This is a genomic window from Winogradskyella jejuensis, assembly GCF_900129745.1.
Classification (GTDB): domain Bacteria; phylum Bacteroidota; class Bacteroidia; order Flavobacteriales; family Flavobacteriaceae; genus Winogradskyella; species Winogradskyella jejuensis.
This window is the reverse complement of record NZ_FQWS01000002.1, coordinates 560,162-580,167: the sequence shown is the minus strand read 5'-3', so window position 1 is coordinate 580,167 and position 20,006 is coordinate 560,162. Positions and strand designations below refer to the sequence as shown.

The 20,006-nt window shown below is 34.6% G+C and carries 18 protein-coding genes; 5 read left to right on the top strand and 13 right to left on the bottom strand.

Annotation, left to right across the window (positions count from 1 at the left end; all coding sequences use genetic code 11):
- Positions 1–73: 73 nt before the first annotated feature.
- The 10 genes from BUB95_RS10450 to dnaK all read right to left on the bottom strand — a co-directional run bounded on the left by BUB95_RS10450 (position 74) and on the right by dnaK (position 13,497).
- Positions 74–1,453 (bottom strand): serine hydrolase domain-containing protein, encoded by a 1,380-nt coding sequence (locus BUB95_RS10450; RefSeq protein ID WP_073086211.1) that lies wholly within the window; start codon positions 1,451–1,453, stop codon positions 74–76.
- Between the two features lie 373 nt (positions 1,454–1,826).
- On the bottom strand, positions 1,827–2,732 hold the full coding sequence (locus tag BUB95_RS10445) for a hypothetical protein (RefSeq protein WP_073086209.1): 906 nt from the start codon (positions 2,730–2,732) through the stop codon (positions 1,827–1,829).
- 219 nt (positions 2,733–2,951) lie between these two features.
- The gene (locus BUB95_RS10440; RefSeq protein ID WP_073086207.1) at positions 2,952–4,439 is read right to left on the bottom strand and encodes an ArnT family glycosyltransferase; all 1,488 of its coding nucleotides are present in this window, start codon (positions 4,437–4,439) and stop codon (positions 2,952–2,954) included.
- 85 nt (positions 4,440–4,524) lie between these two features.
- Positions 4,525–6,000 (bottom strand): alpha/beta fold hydrolase, encoded by a 1,476-nt coding sequence (locus BUB95_RS10435; RefSeq protein WP_073086204.1) that lies wholly within the window; start codon positions 5,998–6,000, stop codon positions 4,525–4,527.
- A 3-nt stretch (positions 6,001–6,003) separates the two neighbouring features.
- Positions 6,004–6,396, bottom strand: a complete 393-nt coding sequence (locus tag BUB95_RS10430) for a hypothetical protein (RefSeq protein ID WP_073086203.1) — start codon at positions 6,394–6,396, stop codon at positions 6,004–6,006.
- 115 nt (positions 6,397–6,511) lie between these two features.
- The gene (locus BUB95_RS10425; protein WP_073086201.1) at positions 6,512–7,639 is read right to left on the bottom strand and encodes a helix-turn-helix transcriptional regulator; all 1,128 of its coding nucleotides are present in this window, start codon (positions 7,637–7,639) and stop codon (positions 6,512–6,514) included.
- A gap of 48 nt (positions 7,640–7,687) precedes the next feature.
- On the bottom strand, positions 7,688–8,641 hold the full coding sequence (locus BUB95_RS10420) for an NAD(P)H-dependent flavin oxidoreductase (RefSeq protein WP_262508113.1): 954 nt from the start codon (positions 8,639–8,641) through the stop codon (positions 7,688–7,690).
- A gap of 344 nt (positions 8,642–8,985) precedes the next feature.
- Positions 8,986–10,215, bottom strand: coding sequence for a class I SAM-dependent rRNA methyltransferase (locus tag BUB95_RS10415; RefSeq protein WP_073086197.1), 1,230 nt, complete (start codon positions 10,213–10,215; stop codon positions 8,986–8,988).
- An 87-nt stretch (positions 10,216–10,302) separates the two neighbouring features.
- A complete protein-coding gene (ahr, locus tag BUB95_RS10410) occupies positions 10,303–11,307 on the bottom strand; it encodes an NADPH-dependent aldehyde reductase Ahr (RefSeq protein WP_073086195.1) in 1,005 nt (334 codons plus the stop codon).
- Between the two features lie 282 nt (positions 11,308–11,589).
- Positions 11,590–13,497: a molecular chaperone DnaK gene (dnaK, locus tag BUB95_RS10405; RefSeq protein ID WP_073086193.1), complete on the bottom strand. Its 1,908-nt coding sequence runs from the start codon at positions 13,495–13,497 to the stop codon at positions 11,590–11,592.
- A 249-nt stretch (positions 13,498–13,746) separates the two neighbouring features.
- On the opposite strand from dnaK, the gene BUB95_RS10400 reads away from it, so the two are divergent.
- Positions 13,747–14,247 carry a hypothetical protein gene (locus BUB95_RS10400; RefSeq protein WP_073086192.1) on the top strand — a complete coding sequence of 167 codons (501 nt, stop codon included), beginning with the start codon at positions 13,747–13,749 and terminating at the stop codon, positions 14,245–14,247.
- Between the two features lie 98 nt (positions 14,248–14,345).
- Complete coding sequence (locus tag BUB95_RS10395; RefSeq protein WP_073086190.1) at positions 14,346–15,770, top strand: L-serine ammonia-lyase; 1,425 nt, start codon at positions 14,346–14,348, stop codon at positions 15,768–15,770.
- Between the two features lie 3 nt (positions 15,771–15,773).
- Here the strand turns inward: BUB95_RS10395 and BUB95_RS10390 are convergent, their stop codons facing one another.
- On the bottom strand, positions 15,774–16,247 hold the full coding sequence (locus BUB95_RS10390) for a 3-methyl-2-oxobutanoate hydroxymethyltransferase (RefSeq protein ID WP_073086188.1): 474 nt from the start codon (positions 16,245–16,247) through the stop codon (positions 15,774–15,776).
- Between the two features lie 113 nt (positions 16,248–16,360).
- On the opposite strand from BUB95_RS10390, the gene panB reads away from it, so the two are divergent.
- From panB to BUB95_RS10375, 3 genes are read left to right on the top strand one after another with little or no spacing between them, the layout of a single operon-like run.
- On the top strand, positions 16,361–17,179 hold the full coding sequence (gene panB / locus BUB95_RS10385; protein ID WP_073086186.1) for a 3-methyl-2-oxobutanoate hydroxymethyltransferase: 819 nt from the start codon (positions 16,361–16,363) through the stop codon (positions 17,177–17,179).
- The gene (locus tag BUB95_RS10380; RefSeq protein WP_073086184.1) at positions 17,180–17,713 is read left to right on the top strand and encodes a GNAT family N-acetyltransferase; all 534 of its coding nucleotides are present in this window, start codon (positions 17,180–17,182) and stop codon (positions 17,711–17,713) included.
- Between the two features lie 19 nt (positions 17,714–17,732).
- Positions 17,733–18,428, top strand: coding sequence for an RluA family pseudouridine synthase (locus tag BUB95_RS10375; protein WP_073086182.1), 696 nt, complete (start codon positions 17,733–17,735; stop codon positions 18,426–18,428).
- 4 nt (positions 18,429–18,432) lie between these two features.
- Here BUB95_RS10375 and BUB95_RS10370 read toward each other — a convergent pair whose 3' ends face one another.
- Together BUB95_RS10370 and pxpB are read right to left on the bottom strand one after the other, a co-directional pair.
- The gene (locus BUB95_RS10370; RefSeq protein WP_073086180.1) at positions 18,433–19,284 is read right to left on the bottom strand and encodes a 5-oxoprolinase subunit C family protein; all 852 of its coding nucleotides are present in this window, start codon (positions 19,282–19,284) and stop codon (positions 18,433–18,435) included.
- Positions 19,277–20,005, bottom strand: a complete 729-nt coding sequence (gene pxpB / locus BUB95_RS10365; RefSeq protein WP_073086178.1) for a 5-oxoprolinase subunit PxpB — start codon at positions 20,003–20,005, stop codon at positions 19,277–19,279. Before pxpB ends, BUB95_RS10370 begins: the two co-directional genes overlap by 8 nt.
- Between the last annotated feature and the right edge of the window lies 1 nt (position 20,006).

Here is a 20,006-nt window from a genome sequence, read left to right as displayed (position 1 = left end):
TTGTTTTTTAATTGTTGTGTATACTTATAAGACGCTAGAAACTTTAATTTGTTACAAATAAAGACTTTAGATTTTACTTTTCCTTTTTAAACATAAAACTCTGTCCGCCTTGAGTGAAGTCAATAGTATCATCTTCCAAATTAAAAACCAAGGAAATTTGCGCAGGGTCGAACTTAAAGGTATGATTAGCATAGTTATCTAAAGGAAATGCACCTTGACCATCGCCTTGACCCATTAAGACACCGTCTTTTACGAAGAATTCAATTTTAATAGGAAAGTTTTCGTTTGAAAAAATACCCGTGTATTTCTTTAGTTTTTCTGCTGTAAGCTTAATAGTTTTCTTAATCTCAAGAGACTCATCATTAAGAATTTTACGTACTTCTTTGCTAGGTAAAACGTTTAAACCCGTATCGTTATTCTGAAGAATGATAAAGGTTTTGTCATTATCCAATTGACGTTCTATAAACGTAAGATTTCCTGCCCATGACCCTGAGTGGTTAGCTATTCTTCCATATTTCTCTGATGCACCAACACCCCAACCAAAACCGTAACCCGAACCTTTTCCGTCTTTGGTTTCTGCTTCACTAAAGATTACCGCTTTATCATCTGCATTAACCAATTGGTCAGTATACAAAGCTCTATCCCATTTTAATAAATCGTCTAGCGTAGAATTCACCATACCATCTCCAACAATACCATCGAGATAGTAAAACGGAATTTGATTACCAAAATGCTCAGGGCGCACTTTATTTCCACTATTATCTGCGATATAGCCCAAAGCAATATTGTCGATATCTCTTGACTCATAACGACTTCTGTAAACAAATGTATTGTTCATGCTTAAAGGCTTAAATATGGTAGACGCTAAATGCTCTGAAAAAGACTTACCAGATACTTTTTCAATAATAGAAGCCAACAACGCGTAACCGGTATTGCTATACTCAAACTTACGGTTAGGTTTAAAATTTGCCTTTGGTTTCTGTGTTGCAAAAATATTGATGATATCTTGGTTAGTAGCAAACTTAGATTTGTCCCATTTTTTTTCAAACAAACCCATATAATCTGGTAAACCACCTGTATGGTTTAGTAAATGCCTTATGGTAACATCACCGTAAAAATCTAACTCAGGAATGTATTTGGAAATTTTATCATCATAATCCAATTTCCCCGCTTTTTGAAGCGTTACAATTCCCATGGCTGTGAATTGCTTTGAAACAGATGCCAACTCAAAAATGGTCTCGTTATTAATTTTTTGCTGAGTTTCTTCATTAGCAATACCATAACTTTTTTTGAAAATAACTTCACCCTTATCAGCGACTAAAACATTACCGTTAAATTGCTTTTTGGCATGTAACGCGGTAAACAAGCTATCTAAAAGCTCAGGGCGTTTGTCTTGAGCAATAAGTGTTTGAAATAAAGCAAAAGTAAGTAGTAGTAATAATGTCTTTTTCATTGATTTTTATTTGAAGATAAATTCAACGCTAAGTTAAGACTTTATATAATAATTTTAATCTTGGGAATTTCTTTTGCGCTTATCGTGTTTGTGTATGAATAGTGCCGTGTTTAAGCACCTAATTTTGCAAATAAAAACCGAATAGACACGAACGAAGTGAACTGTGCGTAGCAAAAATCCGCTAGACAAGAACACGGAGTACGAACTGTGCGTAAGCAAATTTTCGTAAGTAGGCGCGTCAACAAGACATTAATTATACACGTTGTAGTAGCCAGTAATTTTATTCGATTTATTGGATTTTCTGTTTGTAATTCTATGTTCTTGAGTTAGTTTTGCCAAGTCCATTTTTCTGTAAAAGAGAGATATATTATCATTACCAATCATCTTTTTCAATTATTCCTGAGGCCGTTACTTTATCAGTATATAGGATATGTGTATATTCATTTTGCTCTTCAGGAAATTTCTTATATAAAAACATATCATGGGATAAGGTAGTATTATAGATATTATCCTCTCTTTCAATAGTGCGAATTTTTAAACCTGTACCGTCATTATTTAACATGCTGCCTTCACTAAATACATGATTAATGGACATGATTTTTTTAGAATTAAAATTAAGAGAGTCTTTTAACAAGTAACCTCCAATTCTTTCTTTGTCAAAAAGGGGTGTAAAAGAATTATGTACATTTCCTGTTAGAGTAACTATTTTGGTGTTTGGATATTTAATATGGATGTTGCGTATTTCCCTGTACATGGACGAATCTCTGGGAGAAGACGGGTAAGAATTATCAATAAATTTTAAAATGATTCTTTCATTTTTAATGCTCTTATGTACTAAATCAAGCCATGCTACACCATTTCTACCATCAAAATTCTTTCTGCGAAAGAAATCCAATTCTTTTAACTCGGAAATTGATATATCGTCTGACAAGTTATTCATAAGTGAAGAACGAATTTCCATAGCCATTATCACATTGTCTTCATGTTCAGTAATTAGTTCACATAACCCATAAGCAAATTGAGCAGGTTCATTTGTTCCGTGCATTTCGCCAATCATTAATATTTCAAAATTTGCAATTTCATCATATATCTTGTTGCTTAACTTTGATAAGCTCTCAATTGGTATCGCGTTCTTTTTCAAATCCTTTTGCTTTTCTGTCATTTCTGCAGAATTTTCAATAGTATTTGATGTGTCATCAGATGCTGTTTGTTTTTCTATATTTTCTTTACAAGAAGTTAATCCAAGCAGAATAATAAATAGAAGTATGACTTTTTTCATTTATAGTGATATTTTAACTCTACAAATGTAGAGGTTTTATTTAACTTCTACAAATGTAGAATATACTTTTTAAGTCTTGATATTCAATCGGCTACAATGTTGAGACATGAATCGTTAATAATGATATATATCGATTGATAAGCGAAGCTAGATTTTTGCATTCTAAATATCAATAAGCAAAAGTCATGACTTATAAACAGTTATCAACAATAACGCACACTAATCAAAAACATGGTCTTTGTAATCTGCCCACCATTTTGGGATATCAACTTTAGGTTTCCGGCAGATGTATAACGGGATGTTGTTTTCCTCGCTAATCGCGTATTTATGAGTAATCATCTTTACAAGTTGTACGTCTTCAAAAACTGAGTTTACAGAAGAGGTTTCATTTCCTAAACTTATCCAAACCTCAGCGTCTTTGTCATCATAACCCCAAAGCCAAAAACTACCATGTCTGCTAATTAGGTTTGATAGATTATATTGTTTTCCTAAAATTTTAAGCGCACCAGCTTCGCCATAATTTTCAGCCCATAAGACACAGTTTTGTTGCTCTCTTGGCGATAAGGATTTGTAAACGCTATCCACAAGTTTTACTTGTTCTTCCCAACCAAACATATCTGCATAGTCGCCAGTTAATTCGTAACGTCCATCTTTTTCTTCTAGTCCCATATAGTTTACATAAGTTTCTACAGGTAATAACGGCGTGGCTTCTGGGATAAAGTAAATCACCGGTAAAAACACAAAAGCTGCTATGGCATAAACAAATGCTGATTTTTCAGATAATAAGTGTTCTATTTGAGCTGCTCCTGCTGCAAAAAGTATTGGATAAATGGAAAATGCATAATAGGCTTTAGATTTTAAAATCCATAAGGTTACAAAAGTTATTAAAACAGCGACCCCAATAGCTCGATAATCTTTAAAGCGTTTTACAAATAGCAAAGCGCCTAGACCAATAACACTAATTATAAATGTAAAAGGCACATCGAACTGCTCGACTAAAAAATCCATAGAACTACTGCCGTCGAGTTGCTTCTCATTTAAAGATTGAAGATGTTTTAATAGTGGCAAATCATTCTGAAATTGCCAGATTATATTAGGCAAAAAGACGAGTAAGCCCAATAATCCTGAAATATAAAGCCATTTGTTTCTGAAGAGTCTGCCTTTATTGTAAAAGAACAAGCCTACAAACAAACCAAAGGCCCAAACCAAGACGGTGTATTTATTTAATAGTCCTAAGCCCAAGGTTAAACCCAATAAAAGCAAATACTCTTTGTTTTTGGTGTTGATGTATTTTACCAAAAAGTAGAACCCAAGCGTCCAAAAGAGTTGGTCGAAAGCTACAGGTTGAAATAAGGTGTGATTGCGATAAAATGGTATAAATGCCAAAACACATATTCCAGCTAAGAAAATACCTTTAGACTTTGCGCCAAGTTCTTTAGCTATTAAGCAACACAAAACTAAAATAGCAACGCCAGCTAAAGTTGGAAATAAGCGTACACCCCAAAGTGAATAATCGAAAAACAAATATGACAACTTACCGATAAAAGCTACAAATGGTGGGAACTCCATAAAACCCCATTCCATATGCTCGCTGACAGAAAGATGTAATAATTCATCACGATGAAAACCATAATTACGATTACCAATACATTGTATGATAAATTTTACAGCGGCAAGGCTAAAAATGATTGGCAGATATTTTTTCACTAAGCAAGTCTAATTTTAGTATTAGTTCATAAAATCTAGACTAAGTTACATTTTTAACCAAATATTCAAATCTGCTCTGATATAATTATTCCGCTAGTTTAAATTTTGGAGTTTTGATTTTCTTGTAACAATCCACTTCAGCAATTTTATTGGGGTTATTAAAAAAACTATTCGCAAGTTCCATAGCGCATTGGTTACTCCAATTTGTTGTTGGTCCATGTCGCCAACCTTTAAAAACGAAATGTTGACTATTGCTAAGATTATTAGTCATACTTTTTGCCCATCTCGGTGGAGTTTCACTATCATAATCCCCGTTAATTAATAGAACTGGTATGGTACTCTTAACTGGTTCATTCTCGATATCTTTTGCCTTTTTAACACCCCATATATCACATACAGATTTGCTAAAAACAGATGAACTTAGGCCTTTTAATTCTTTATATTTATTTACTTCATATTTAATATTAGATTCAGAATTAAATGGCTCTTCCTCAGCACACCAGACTGATAAACGCATACCTTGTCCTGCTCCAAACCCTTTATTATTAAATAGTTGTGCTAATTGATATTTTAAAGAACTTAAATCGCTGTTTAAAAGCTTATTAATCTCATAAGGAATATTAGTAACTGAAGCATTTTCAAAAACTGCAACTAGATCTGCCCCAGTTAGATAAAAAGTCTCTTCTTTTTTTGTATTGGGATTAGCGACAGATACGATTAAAGGGTTCTCAGTTTTTTCTTTGAGATAACTCAAAAATCTATGCTTCAAGTTTGGATATGACTTCCTACAATCGATGTCGGTTTGACAGTCAGAAAATAGAGTATCTAAAGCATTCATTAAGTTGGTTATACTCTCTTCATCGTAATTAACTTCTAACGGTAATGGAGAGTCCATAACGACACTTCTAATACCTTCGGGATAATCTCTAATTAAAACCTGAGCAATTTTAGTGCTATAAGAAAGCGATAATAAATTGTAAGTATCTATGTTTAATGCATTTTTTAAATCAACAATATCAGCTGCAATAGCATTAGTATTGTAAGTACTGAGGTTAATCCCTTTTTCTTCTAGCCTTTTTTTGCATTGCTTAGCAGCGTTTTCAAATAATTTGTCTGACCCAGCAGAATCAAAACTTGGTAAATTGGATTTATATACGGCTTCTGACCATTCGGGGCAGTCTAAATGTGGTTGCGCATATTGTGTTCCTCTTTGTTCAAATAAAATGAAGTCTCTATCATCTAAATACATATAAGAATTCATATACTGTGCAGAACGCATAGTTGAAGAACCTGGACCACCAACTGTATAAATTATTGGGTCTTTACTAGGGTTAGAATTTCGGCTTTTAAAAATATATACTGGAAGCTTTAATTTTGTGCCCTCAGGTTTACTTTTGTCTTCTAATACTTCTAGATATCCGAAAGTAAAATCTTGATTTTCGGGAATTTTATGGGTAGTTTCTGAAGAAATGATAAAAGTTGGCTGAAACTTGTTGTTGTCCTCTTTACAAGACGTAACCAATGTGATTAACAATAATAGTCTAATTAAGTACTTCATCATTTTTTAATTCATTTTAGTTCCAATCCATACAGCTAAAAAATCCTTGTGTACTGAATGTGTTGTACCATGTAGTGCTCCATTTTTGTAATAAAAAGTGGTATTATACTCTCCAGAATTATCACCAGAAATTAAAGTGCCATAAATAATACCTAGTTGCGTATTGATACGACCTTCTCTAATTCGTACACCTTCGCGATAGAACTCACCTTTAAATGTGCTATTGTCAATTTTGGTAATTTTCATCGTAGCAAAGTTGTTATCTGTTTTGTCTTGCGGACTCATGTCAAGTTTCCAAGTACCTTTTAAAACGTTTAAGTCTAAATCTTTAGATTGTGAGTGAATAGAAGTTGTAAAAGATAGCACGGCTGCACAGAAAAATAATTGAAATCTTTTCATTATATAATATTTAAGTTTTGAGCAAACCTATAGTATTCACTAATGCATATCGTTTCAATTTGCAATTTGAAACACAGTTTTTATGAATTATTAGGGTCAATTTTAAAAATGGAACTCAATTGGATTTTAAGTCGCTCGGTAAAATCCCTAAGTGTTTTTTTATGGCGCGGTTAAAAGAGGATTTAGAATTAAAGCCTGCTTCCAAAGCCAAACTTAGTAATGTGTATTTAAAATTTTCTTCGTCCTTAAGCAGCTCTTGAACTTCATTAACTCGGTATTTATTTATATAGTCATTGAATCTAACATCAAAAACTTCACTAACACTTCTGGAAATGAGATAAGGTTTTATATCTAAAGTTTTTCCCAAACTGTTTAATGACAGTTCTGGGTCTTTGTAGAGTTTTTGATTTCTCATCACCTCTTCTACTTGTTCTGAAATACGTTTTAGCTTGTCAAAATCTTCTTTTGAAATTGGATTTTTCTTAGCTTCTTCTTTTTCATTCCGTCTTGCGAATCCTTCGAGTCCAATCCAATACGTTAATACGGCTAAACCAATAAAAAACGGATAGTAATAAAAACGTATGAAATAAAAATATGAGTCTTCGTTTGCAGCGCTAAAGGCTATTAAATCTGCTAAAAGCACAATTAAAACAAAAGAAAAATAAATTAAGAAAGAACGAATAATACGCCGTATCCAAGACTGTCTCTTATCTTGAATTAATGATTTTTCTCTTCCAGATTTTAAAAGCTGAAGTGCTTTGTATGTGTAAATAATAATGAGAATACTGGCAACGATATAGATTGTGGGGTTATTCATCCAAACCACATAGCCATAATAACCCAACCAAGATAGACTCTCTTTAGTACCGTCCCAATATAAATTTTGTAGTCTTACAAAAATGCTAAATATGATTTGCAGTGCTACAGGAATAAAATGCCATAAATCCTTTGTCTTAAATTTAAATTTAGAGTATAAATGCGCCTTTGTGTAGAAATACAATAATGCGCCATGAATCCAACTTATATCTATCATGGCATAATACCAAGCATCATAATACCCAATACCAAATAATCGCATGACTTGCACAATTAACCTATAAGAGAGAATAAATAAAATTATGGATAGGATTCGGTTTGCAAGTTTGTTTTGCGATGTAGACCTAAATAGAATTATACCATAAATAATCCCTTGAATAGCACCAAGAGATAATAAAATTATGATGAAGATTTTACTTATTTCCATAAAGGTTTTTAAAAACCTTTACAAATATAATAATATAGCATTGGTAAATTATGTAGTTAATTTAGCCACAATATCTTTAACAGGAAGTATTTCCTTAGTGTGCTCAATACTAGGTCCAGCTACCCATACCGTTTTGTAAGTCGCTTTTTTAGCGGCTTTTTCTGTGGCTTTCATACCAATTGAAAAACGAATCATCTTCACCCACTTCTTAAGCTTTCGGTTTTTGTTTAAAACAGATTCTAGCCAAGTTTGTTTAGTTCCTATTTTCTGAACATAAGGTGTATTAATCACCGTACACGGTGTACCAGAAATGCGCTCTGTCATTACAATATCGTCTGCGCCGTAATCTACACAGGCTTGCTTGTACTCGTCAGTTACTCCTGCTTCTATTGAAGCTATAAATGGGCTACCAACGGAAACACCTTCCGCGCCGTAACTCAACATTTTATCAATATCTGCTTTACAGCCTACACCGCCTGCAGAAATCACAGGAATCGATAATTCTTTACTTAGTAATCCTGTTAACTCTTCTGGCGTCATATTTCCGCGATGACCGCCAGCTTCGTTATTTACAGCAATAGCTGCATCTGCACCTAAACCTTCTACCTTTTTAGCAAATTTTAAATCTACTACATCACAAAATACTTTAATTCCAGCTTTGTGTGCTTGTTTAATGGTTTCTTCTGGGCTTCCTAATGATGTAATGATGAAATCGCAACCTTCTTCACAAATAACTTCTAATTGCCCTTTGTACTTTACGTTAGATTTGTTTACAATTAAATTAAACCCAAATGAACCGCCTTCTGGCTTATTCGCTTTTAACTGTTTTAGTGCTGCTCTTAACTCTTCTAATGTTCTATAATTTAAAGCTGGAATACAACCTGCAATACCTGCATTCATAGCTTCTGTTACCATAGCTACGTTAGAAACCAAGAACATTGGTGCTTGAATTATTGGGTATTTTATATTAAGCAGTTGGGTGAGTTTTGTTTGCATATTTATTTCCCGTGAAAACGGGAATCTATTAGTTAAACTTAGTTTTTCCAAATATAATTAAAAAAATGTTATGCGTGCATAACAATAATTTGTCTGAAATATTTAGTACTTTCATTTTGTCTTGAAACAAAACGAACCAAAAATTCAATACTATTTATTATGAAATTGCTAAAGCACCACTCGCCTGTTAAATAACGAGTTTTCATTTTATTAAAATTATACTCCTATCCTTGTATTACTATCTAAACAATAATAATTGGCGAGTTATTTCTGAAAATCATAGCTTCCGACTATGTCGGAATTTGAACCAATCGGAACGGAGGAGTTGTGAGTGGAAACATCTACTTCGATTATTCCAAAAATTTATAATATCCACACTTTAAATAAGCACCTTCGGGGAAAGATACTGGATGATCTATATCGTGTTTGGTTTTTAGAATCGTTTCAAATAAACGGGGATGCGAACTTAAAACACGTTGATTTAAATCAAAAAAAGATTGTGCTAATATTCTAGATGAACAAGAGGCTAAAACTAACAACCCGTTTTTTGCGGTTAATTGCGCTCCTAACTCTGCCAGTTGGGCATATTTCTTTTTGGCTAATTCAATTTCAGACTGTTGTTTGGCAAAACTTGGTGGGTCAATCACAACGACGTCGAAGCGCTTTGCTTTTTCAATCATTTTTTTCATTTCTGCAAAAGCATCTCCAGAAATAGTTTTATGAATGCCTTGGTAGTCATTCAACTTCCCGTTTTCACGTGCCATATCTAAAGCCTGTTTGCTGATATCTAAACTTGTGACTTCTTCTGCACCATTAGCTAATGCATGTACCGAAAAACCACCTGCATACGAGAAAACATCTAAAACCGTTTTCCCCTTACTTAACTCACCAACGCGTCTTCTATTGTCACGGTGGTCTAGAAAATAACCTGTTTTGTGACCTTTAATAACGTTTGCCGAAAAATGAATGCCATGCTCCACAAATTGAACAACCTCATCTTCTAAAACACCATAAATAATAGCACCATCTTTTAAGTTATGATTATTGCTGTTTTGGAGGTTGCGACTCAAACGCATGACTACAGTTTTCGCCATAGAAATTTGCTGCAAACTTTTTAAAATAGGGTCTAAATAAGGCAACCATATTTCTGAATACAATTTTACAACCAATACCTCAGCATAAACATCAGCAATAAGTCCTGGGAAGCCATCATTTTCTCCAAAAAGTAAACGGTAACTATTGGTATTGGTTGCTAATAATTCAGTTCGTAAGGCAAAAGCCTTTTCAATTTTATCATGAAAAAATTCAGCATTTACATCTGCCTTAGTATGTGCATTGTGAATGATTTTTATTCGGATAGGCGATTTCTCATCATACAAACCTATACCAACAACTTTATTTTTATTCTTGCTGAAAATAATAGCTAAATCACCGGTTTTGGCTTCCTCATTAATCTTTACAATACTATTAGAGAACACCCAGGGATGACCCTTTACAACAGATTGTTCGCCTTTTGCATTTAATTTTACGGCCAAGCGCTTATGCTGATAGTTCGATTTTATTTTTAATGAAAAAGACATTTGTTTTAGTTTGAATGCAAAGTAAAACTAATAAACGAAAAAAGCGTAATCGTTTGGATTACGCTTGTGACTTAATGAGCATCTGTTTTAGGCTTTAAGAACTAGCCTAAAACGTGCTTTCCCATCATGTAGATGCTTGATTGCTTTATTAACATCTTCCATTTTAAATTCTTCAACCGTAGGATAAATATCATGACGCACACAGAATTCTAGCATTTTTCGTGTTAGCGCTATACTTCCTAACGGACTTCCCCCAACAGATTTTTCACCAGAAATCATACTAAAGGCTGGTATTTCCATAGGCTCTAATACGGCACCAACCGTATGTAATTTTCCTTGTGGCGCTAATGTGGTTAAATAGGCATCCCAATCTAATTTTACATTGGTTGTGTTTAAAATAAAATCTAAAGTTCCTGTGATACGTTCTAACTCATCGGAGTTTGTGGAATCTACAACATTATGAGCTCCCATTTTTTTAAGAGCATCTTCTTTACTCTTATTAGATGTAAATGCTGTAACCTCACATCCCCAAGCTTTTAAAAACTTTAAAGCCATGTGTCCTAAGCCTCCAATACCAATCACACCAACCTTATCTGTTGGTTTAACGCCTGATAAAACTATTGGATTAAACACTGTAATTCCACCACAGAATAAAGGTCCGGCTTTTGACATATCGATGCCTTCTGGTAAGACTGTTGCCCACGACCAATGTCCACGAACAACATCTGCAAATCCACCATGACGACCCACAATTGTGGCCTCTGCCGTATTACACAAATGTTGCTTTCCGTCCATACATTGATTGCAATGCATACAAGATGCACTGTACCATCCCATGCCTACCTTATCTCCTTTTTTTAAACCCTTGACCTCGCTACCAACATTGATAACTTCTCCTACAATCTCGTGCCCTGGAACCAAGGGATACTCAGACATGCCCCAGTCATTATTAATCATACTTATATCGCTATGACATAAGCCACAATAATCCACTTTAATATCTACTTGTTCTTTATCGATATCACCGAGCTCGTACTCGAATGGTTGTAATTCTCCTTTTGCTTCTTTTGCTGCGTATGCTTTTACTTTCATGAGTTTGATTTTTGTGTTATTTATAAGATAAGAATATGCTGAGATGTTTCTATTAATATCGTGTTAAGATTTACTTATAAAAAAGCCCAACATAAATTTTAGACATAAAAAAACGCAACCGAATTAACGGTTGCGTTTTTTATTTTGATTACCATTACAATATCGACATGCGTTAATATTGCTTTTGCTTCATCAAAATGCTGTAATTTTTTCAGAAGATTCCGAAACAAGTTCGGAATAAGCGATTCGCACAATCTCGAATTTTTCGAGATTGCTCTCTGCTTACTTCACTTCTTCGAAGTCTACATCCTCCACATCGCTACTCTCATCAGCTGGCTGACCTTGTGCACCAGCATCTGGTCCAGGTTGAGCGCCACCTTGAGCTTCGGCTTGTGCTTTGTACATTTCTTCGCTAGCCACTTTCCAAGCTTCATTGATTTTCTCTAAAGCTGGCTCGATAACAGCGATATCTTTAGTCTCGTACGCTTTCTTTAATTCTTCAAGCGCATCTTCAATAGGCTTTTTCTTATCGTCTGATAATTTATCACCAAACTCTGATAACTGACTTTCAGTTTGGAAAATCATAGCATCAGCTTGATTTAATTTTTCAGCAGTTTCTTTTGCTTTTGCATCTGCTTCAGCATTAGCTTCTGCTTCGGCTTTCATTTTTGCAATTTCTTCTTCTGTTAATCCTGAAGATGCTTCGATACGGATATCTTGTTTCTTACCTGTTGCTTTATCTTCAGCAGACACTTTAATGATACCGTTGGCATCAATATCAAAAGTCACTTCAATTTGTGGTGTTCCTCTTTTTGCTGGTGGAATACCATCTAAGTGGAAACGACCAATTGTTTTATTATCTGCTGCCATTGGACGTTCACCTTGTAAAACGTGAATTTCTACCGATGGCTGATTGTCCGCTGCCGTTGAGAATACTTGTGACTTCTTTGTTGGGATTGTCGTATTTGCTTCAATCAACTTTGTCATCACATTCCCCATAGTTTCGATACCAAGAGATAATGGTGTTACGTCTAATAAAAGAACGTCTTTCACATCACCTGTTAATACACCACCTTGGATTCCTGCACCTAGAGATACAACTTCGTCTGGGTTTACACCTTTACTTGGCGCTTTTCCGAAGAATTTCTCTACAGCTTCTTGTACTGCTGGGATACGTGTAGAACCACCAACCAAAATAATCTCATCGATATCTGATTTTGATAAACCTGCGGCCTTTAACGCTGACTCACATGGCTCGATAGTTCTTTTAATTAAGTCGTCAATTAACTGCTCAAATTTAGAACGTGTTAATGTACGTACCAAGTGTTTTGGTCCGCTTGCTGTTGCTGTTACGTAAGGCAAGTTGATTTCTGTTTGAGACGAAGAAGATAATTCAATTTTAGCTTTTTCAGCCGCTTCTTTGAGACGTTGTAAAGCCATTGGGTCTTTACGTAAATCCATATCTTCATCCTTGATAAACTCTTCAGCTAACCAATCGATAATTCTTTCATCAACATCATCACCACCTAAGTGTGTATCACCATCTGTAGATAATACTTCAAATACACCATCTCCTAATTCTAAGATAGAAACATCATGCGTACCACCACCAAAATCGAATACTACGATTTTCTGGTCAGTACCTTTTTTGTCCATACCATAAGCTAAAGCTGCGGCTGTAGGCTCATTGATAATACGCTCTACTTTAAGACCAGCAATTTCTCCAGCTTCTTTAGTTGCCTGACGTTGTGCATCGTTAAAATATGCTGGTACGGTAATAACTGCTCTAGACACATCTGTACCTAAATAATCCTCAGCTGTTTTCTTCATTTTCTGTAGAATCATTGCAGATAACTCTTGTGGCGTATATAAACGACCATCAATGTCTACACGAGGTGTGTCATTATCACCTTTAACAACTGTATAAGGTACACGCTCTGCCTCATTCTTAGATTCAGAATATTTGTTACCCATAAAACGCTTAATAGAATAAACGGTTTTTGTAGGGTTTGTTACAGCTTGTCTTTTTGCTGGATCACCAACTTTAATTTCACCACCTTCTACGAAAGCAATGACCGAAGGCGTGGTGCGTTTACCTTCTGCATTAGGGATTACAACAGGCTCGTTACCTTCCATTACTGAAACGCAAGAGTTGGTTGTTCCTAAGTCAATTCCAATAATCTTACTCATAATTTGTTTATAGTTTTAAAATTTTCTGTCTAAACAGAAATTGTAATGTGATTCATTAAATAATTCGATTTCTATAAGTCAATGATTATGCCATCGAAAAAAATATGACATGATGTCACATTTGTGAATATAAACTCGAAACTGAACTTGAGATTTGAAAAATGCATTATTCAATTTCGACTTCGATTTCATATTCGACTTCATTTATGGTATGACATTTGATATAATAGAAGAAAAACCATAGACATTATGAAACGTATACTTACACTTATCACTGCTTTTACTTTAGTATTTACTGCTTGCGAAGGTCCTCAAGGTCCTCCGGGATTTGATGGATTAAATGGAGTAAATTTTGTTGGACAATCCTTTGAAAGAACTGTTGACCTAGTTGCTCCTGATTATAGAGCAGAAATTGAAATTCCATTAGATATAGAATTATTTGAAACTGATATGGTTCTTGTATATCATTTACTAGGAGTTGATAATGATGGCTTTGATATATGGAGATTACTTCCTGATACTGTATATACTGACAATGGTCTAGAATTTCAATATAATTTTGAACACAACTTCGATTTTGTGGATATATTTATTGAAGGACCTTCAACTCTGGATTTAAGTACTTTGTTACCCGGAGACACCTTAGATCAAACCTTTAGAATTGTTATCTTACCTGTGGATTTTGTTAACAGTGTAGACTTAAATCTTAATGATTTAAATTCAGTAATGAATTATGTTGAAGTAAATTAGAAATTAAGCAAAAAAATATTAAAAGCCTGAACTCAGTTTCAGGCTTTTTTAATTACAACAAAATGTATATTTGCTGCGAAACTAAATTGATTTCGCAAATGGAAAGTATTTCTGTTTTTGATATGCTAAGTATAGGTGTAGGACCATCAAGTTCGCATACTTTAGGTCCTTGGCGTGCTGCAAATGCTTGGATAGACAAATTGCAGCGTTTAGAGCAATTTACTATGGTAGATTCTATTTCTGTAGACCTCTACGGTTCTTTATCATTAACAGGTAAAGGTCACGCCACTGATGTTGCCGTAGTCATGGGTTTGCTAGGAACTGACTCTGTCACCTATCCTATTGACGAAATCCCAAAGACCATAGAAGCTGTAAAAACTACCAAAACAATTCAGCTAAATTCTGAAAAACCGATTTCTTTTTGTTTTGAAAGCGATATAAAATTCAACAGAAAATTTCTAAAGTTTCATCCTAACGGAATAACGTTTAGAGCCACACTCAGAAATGGCAAAAAAGTATCTGACACCTATTACTCTATCGGTGGCGGATTCATAGTTCAACAAGAACGAAAACGCGCCAAGCGCCAAATCGAAAGATTCTCTTTATTTCCATATCCTGTTGAAAAAGCCACACAACTCATTGAGTACTGTCATGCAGAAAATTTATCAATAAGTGAGTTAGTACTTAAAAATGAATTATCGCTTAGAGCTCCAGAAAGAATTGATGATAAACTAAAAGCTATTTGGAACGTCATGTTAGACAGCATGTATGTGGGTTGTCATACTCAAGGCATACTGCCTGGAGGTCTTAATGTAAAACGCCGAGCTTTTGAAACTCACGAAAAGCTCAAAGGTGATAAGGTTTATTCTAATCCTATAGAATGGATTTCAGCAATTAGAAATACGGAAGTAAAATTTAGACAAATCTTAAAATGGGTGTCTTGTTTTGCTTTGGCTGTAAACGAAGTTAATGCCTCTTTAGGCCGTGTTGTAACTGCACCAACTAATGGAAGTGCTGGTGTTATTCCTGCTGTATTGATGTACTACCTCGTAATTGAAAACCACGACGGTAATTTTGAAGATATTAAAAAGTTTTTATTGGTTGCTGGAGAGATAGGTAGCTTATTTAAAAAAGGCGCTACGATTTCTGCAGCAATGGGTGGATGCCAAGCCGAAATTGGTGTATCATCTGCTATGGCTGCTGGAGCACTAACGGAACTTATGGGTGGTACACCTGAACAAGTTTTAATGGCAGCAGAAATTGCTATGGAACATCATTTAGGACTAACCTGTGACCCAATTGCAGGATTGGTACAAATCCCATGCATAGAACGCAATGCTATGGGCGCAATAAAGGCAATAAATGCTTGTGAAATGGCTCTCGATGGTGACCCAAAAGATGCAAAAATCCCATTAGATAAAGTAATTGCTACCATGTGGGAAACAGCAAAAGACATGACCTCTAAGTATAAAGAAACTAGTGAAGGTGGTCTTGCCGTACAGGTAAACATTAGTGATTGCTAAGATTTAACCTTTACTTAATACTTTACAGCCTTCACGTCTACGTGTATCTACTAAATAGATAATTTTCCAATCATCCTCTTCTTTAACGAGTTGAAAAGAGTTAACGCCGCAGTGACTAAAATTTCCATTAAACCAGAATTCGTAGTCAGTCCAAGCATTAGCCATTTTACCGTCAATTCTAATTTTAAAATCCAGAAGCTTCTCCTCAAACGTTTTATCATCAGGTATACCTGCAATATTTTTTACAAAACCATAATAATCATTTTCATCTAAACGTGTTTTACCTTCTTTGTTTACTGAAATGGATTGCATGTTAATATTGCCTTTTGCCATTGACTTTAGCTTTACAGTATCCTGTTTGTGAAAGGCATCAAAAAAATCAATAATGGTTTGTTTTACTTGAGCTTCTTCTGAAGTTTGAGCAGTGCCAGCACCAAAGACAATAAGCGTTATTAGTGTGAATATTTGTTTTTTCATTATAGAGATTGATTTATTTGATTTCAAAGTACCTTCAAAATGGCATTTCATCTTAAAGTTAAACAAAAGTTTAACAAATCTGATTATTTTTACAATTCACAAACTAATAGAGCATGTCAGTAGCCAAAAAAGAATATAAGAGAATTACCGTAAAGACTTTAGTAGATATGAAGTCTAAAGGCGAAAAAATATCAATGTTAACTGCATACGATTATACAATGGCTAAAATTGTAGATGGTGCTGGTGTCGATGTTATTTTAGTCGGAGATTCTGCCAGTAACGTAATGGCGGGACATGAGACCACCTTACCTATAACTCTTGACCAAATGATTTATCACGCGTCTTCAGTTATAAGAGCTGCGCAACGTTCTTTAGTTGTAGTTGATTTACCCTTCGGAACCTATCAAAGTGACCCAAAAGAAGCACTACGTTCTGCTATAAGGATTATGAAAGAGTCTGGCGGACACGCTGTAAAATTGGAAGGCGGAAAAGAAATAAAAGAATCTATTAAACGTATCCTAAATGCTGGAATTCCTGTAATGGGACATTTAGGTTTAACTCCTCAATCTATTTACAAATTCGGGACTTACACCGTAAGAGCTAAAGAAGAGCAAGAAGCACAACAACTTAAAGAAGATGCTTTAATGCTTGAAAAAGCGGGGTGCTTTGCTATAGTTTTAGAGAAAATACCTGCTGTGTTAGCTAAAGAAGTGGCTCAGAGTATATCTATCCCTGTCATAGGTATTGGTGCAGGTGACGGTGTTGACGGACAAGTTCTCGTGCTTCACGATATGGTTGGTATGACGCATGAGTTTAATCCCAGGTTCTTACGTCGTTACATGAACCTTTATGAAGAAATGACAACAGCTATTGGCCAATATGTTACAGATGTAAAGTCAGAGGACTTCCCAAATGAGAAGGAGCAATATTAAATGACAACTAGTTTTCCCATCTTAGAATCTCAAAGGTTAAAACTTAGACAATTTCATGATTCTGATTTAGAGAATGTTTTCAAAGGGCTTTCTCATCCAGATATCATAAAGTATTATGGGGTTAGTTATGGTTCTATAGAAGCCACTAAAGAACAACTCACTTGGTTTTCTGGCCTTGAAAAAAATGGAACAGGCATTTGGTGGGCAGTTTGCTCAAAAATTGATGGTTCTTTTCTAGGCGCTGGAGGTTTAAACGATTTAAGTATTGAAAACAAAAAAGCTGAAATCGGATTTTGGTTATTGCCAAATAGTTGGGGAAAAGGCTATATGACAGAAGCGATGCCATTAATTTTAAATCATGCATTTAATACTGTAGGCTTACACAGAATTGAAGGATTTGTAGAGACTGAGAATAAGAACTGTAAAAAGGCATTAGCCAAACTTGATTTTAATCTTGAAGGCACCATGCAGGATTGTGAAATAAAGAATGGAAAATTTATAAGTCTTGACATTTACTCAAAGTTGAAAAAATAGCTTCTGTCAAAGCGAATACATGTCAAAAATAATTTCAAATAAGGACAATTTACAGGTTATCTACGAAGACAACCACATCATCGTTGTGAATAAACGAGCTGGAGATATTGTGCAAGGTGATAAGACTGGAGATAAACCCTTAAGCGATGTCGTAAAAGAATACATTGCAAAAAAGTATAAAAAGCCCGGAAATGTCTATTTAGGCGTTGTACATCGCTTAGATAGACCAACAACTGGTATTGTACTGTTTTCCAAAACCAGTAAAGCGCTACCTAGACTTAATAAATTGTTTGCTGAGAAAAAAGCCAATAAAACCTATTGGGCATTAGTTAAAAACCAACCACCAAAGAATCGAGACACCCTAATCAATTGGCTAAAAAAAAATCCTAAAAACAATAAATCCACAGCTTATAAAAAGGAAATTGAAAACAGTAAAAAAGCCATTTTACATTACGAAATCATAAAGCAACTAGATAACTATCTCCTTTTGGAAGTTAATCTGGAAACTGGAAGACATCATCAAATACGGAGTCAATTATCGAGTATTGGCAGTCCTATTAAAGGTGACTTAAAGTATGGTTTTGACCGCAGTAATAAAGATGGAAGTATTAGTCTTCATGCAAGAAAGCTTGAATTTATACATCCTGTAAAAAAAGAGCCTATCAGCATTATTGCTCCGCTTCCAAAAGACCCCGTTTGGGATGCTTGTCTTTAAAAAACTAATCCTTTCTTAAAACAAAACTAACTTTATCTCGCTCCTTTTTTTGGCTAAGAAGGTTAATTGCTCGTTCTGTAAGTTGTAAAACTCTTGGGTAACCACCAGTCGTTTGGCAATCACGCATTAAGACGATTAATCGCCCTGATGGTGTTAATTGAACCGTCCCTGATAAAACTGGGCCAGTTAATATAGATGGCAAGTCATTCTCTAAATTAGGAGTTAATTGATAAGCCATTCGGTCATAAAGGTTTGAAATTTCAAACTCTCCAATTTTCAGTTTTTCTTTTTGCTCAGATGAGAGTAAATCGTATTCAGGGCCTTTAAAAGCTTCAATTAAGTTTAAAGAAAAATCATGAGGCTTGAGTTTAGAATAGCCCTGTTTACTATGATTGTTTATTATAGAAGCCTCTATTCTCAACATATCTCCCTCTCTGATAGCATTAATTTTTGTTATTCCATCATAAAAACTTCTGCTTCCGAGCACAACATCTGTTTTAATACCTCCTTTGACTCCAAGATAGGTTCTTAATCCATTTTTTAAAGAACCAAAGCTTAAAATATCACCTTCAGCAACAGTGGTAACTTGATTATTGAATACCTTTCTACCATTTATAGTCGGTGACATATCAGCTCCTGTAATGACAAGCTGAGTTGACACTAAGAACTGAAGCTTAGCTCCAATCATAGTCATTTCCAGAGCAGCATCATCTTTTGTATTACCTAAAAGTGCATTCGCCATTTCGAAAGAAAAACTATCCATTGCTCCGCTAAAAGGCACTCCAAACTCACGATAACTAAATCGACCCAAATCTTGTATTGAAGATAATAACCCAGATTTTAAAACCTTAATCATAAATTCTAGATTTAAGTTGAAATGAATTGCTCTTAACTTCGCTTAAAATTTCATCGTAAATAGCTCTAGAAACAGGTTGAAATTTTACTTTATCGCCAGCTTTTGCAAAGCAAGGATTATCACTATTTATATCAAAAAAATCGATTGGTGATTGCCCAATAATATGCCATCCGCCGGGACTGTTTTTTGGATAGATTCCCGTCTGGTTTCCACCTATACCAACAGCACCTTTTTTAATATCTAAATTTGGTGTTGATTTACGATTAAAATGTAGTGATTCATCCAGGCCACCTAAGTATAAAAAGCCAGGTAAAAAACCAATAAAAAAAACAGTGTATATTTGTTCTGAGTGACGCTTAATAATCTCTGCTTTTGAAAGTGATTTAGCAATCGACATGGCTTCTAAATCAAATCCAAAATCATCATTATAGCAAACAGGAATTTCCCAAAGTCGCGTTTCAAGTATGTCACCAATATTTAGCCCAGAATAAAGGCTTGAAAGATGTAACATCTCATCATTGATATTTTCAATAGTGAATTCACAACTAATTAATATTGAATTATATGTGTTGATTATTTCAACTTTTTGTTCAATATATAATTTTTGAATACATTTTTTGAAATTTAGTATGTCTTGAAGCATGTTTTCGTCAATAAACTGTGGCCATTCTATTAAAATAGAGCGTTCTCCAAAGCGACTATATTTTAAATTATACTTCAAT

Bases quoted from the DNA above. Each gene is read 5' to 3' on its own strand.
- BUB95_RS10450 (WP_073086211.1), bottom strand. From the start codon at position 1,453: ATGAAAAAGACATTATTACTACTACTTACTTTTGCTTTATTTCAAACA.
- BUB95_RS10445 (WP_073086209.1), bottom strand. From the start codon at position 2,732: ATGAAAAAAGTCATACTTCTATTTATTATTCTGCTTGGATTAACTTCT.
- BUB95_RS10435 (WP_073086204.1), bottom strand. From the start codon at position 6,000: ATGATGAAGTACTTAATTAGACTATTATTGTTAATCACATTGGTTACG.
- BUB95_RS10430 (WP_073086203.1), bottom strand. From the start codon at position 6,396: ATGAAAAGATTTCAATTATTTTTCTGTGCAGCCGTGCTATCTTTTACA.
- BUB95_RS10425 (WP_073086201.1), bottom strand. From the start codon at position 7,639: ATGGAAATAAGTAAAATCTTCATCATAATTTTATTATCTCTTGGTGCT.
- BUB95_RS10415 (WP_073086197.1), bottom strand. From the start codon at position 10,215: ATGTCTTTTTCATTAAAAATAAAATCGAACTATCAGCATAAGCGCTTG.
- ahr (WP_073086195.1), bottom strand. From the start codon at position 11,307: ATGAAAGTAAAAGCATACGCAGCAAAAGAAGCAAAAGGAGAATTACAA.
- dnaK (WP_073086193.1), bottom strand. From the start codon at position 13,497: ATGAGTAAGATTATTGGAATTGACTTAGGAACAACCAACTCTTGCGTT.
- BUB95_RS10400 (WP_073086192.1), top strand. From the start codon at position 13,747: ATGAAACGTATACTTACACTTATCACTGCTTTTACTTTAGTATTTACT.
- BUB95_RS10395 (WP_073086190.1), top strand. From the start codon at position 14,346: ATGGAAAGTATTTCTGTTTTTGATATGCTAAGTATAGGTGTAGGACCA.
- BUB95_RS10390 (WP_073086188.1), bottom strand. From the start codon at position 16,247: ATGAAAAAACAAATATTCACACTAATAACGCTTATTGTCTTTGGTGCT.
- panB (WP_073086186.1), top strand. From the start codon at position 16,361: ATGTCAGTAGCCAAAAAAGAATATAAGAGAATTACCGTAAAGACTTTA.
- BUB95_RS10380 (WP_073086184.1), top strand. From the start codon at position 17,180: ATGACAACTAGTTTTCCCATCTTAGAATCTCAAAGGTTAAAACTTAGA.
- BUB95_RS10375 (WP_073086182.1), top strand. From the start codon at position 17,733: ATGTCAAAAATAATTTCAAATAAGGACAATTTACAGGTTATCTACGAA.
- BUB95_RS10370 (WP_073086180.1), bottom strand. From the start codon at position 19,284: ATGATTAAGGTTTTAAAATCTGGGTTATTATCTTCAATACAAGATTTG.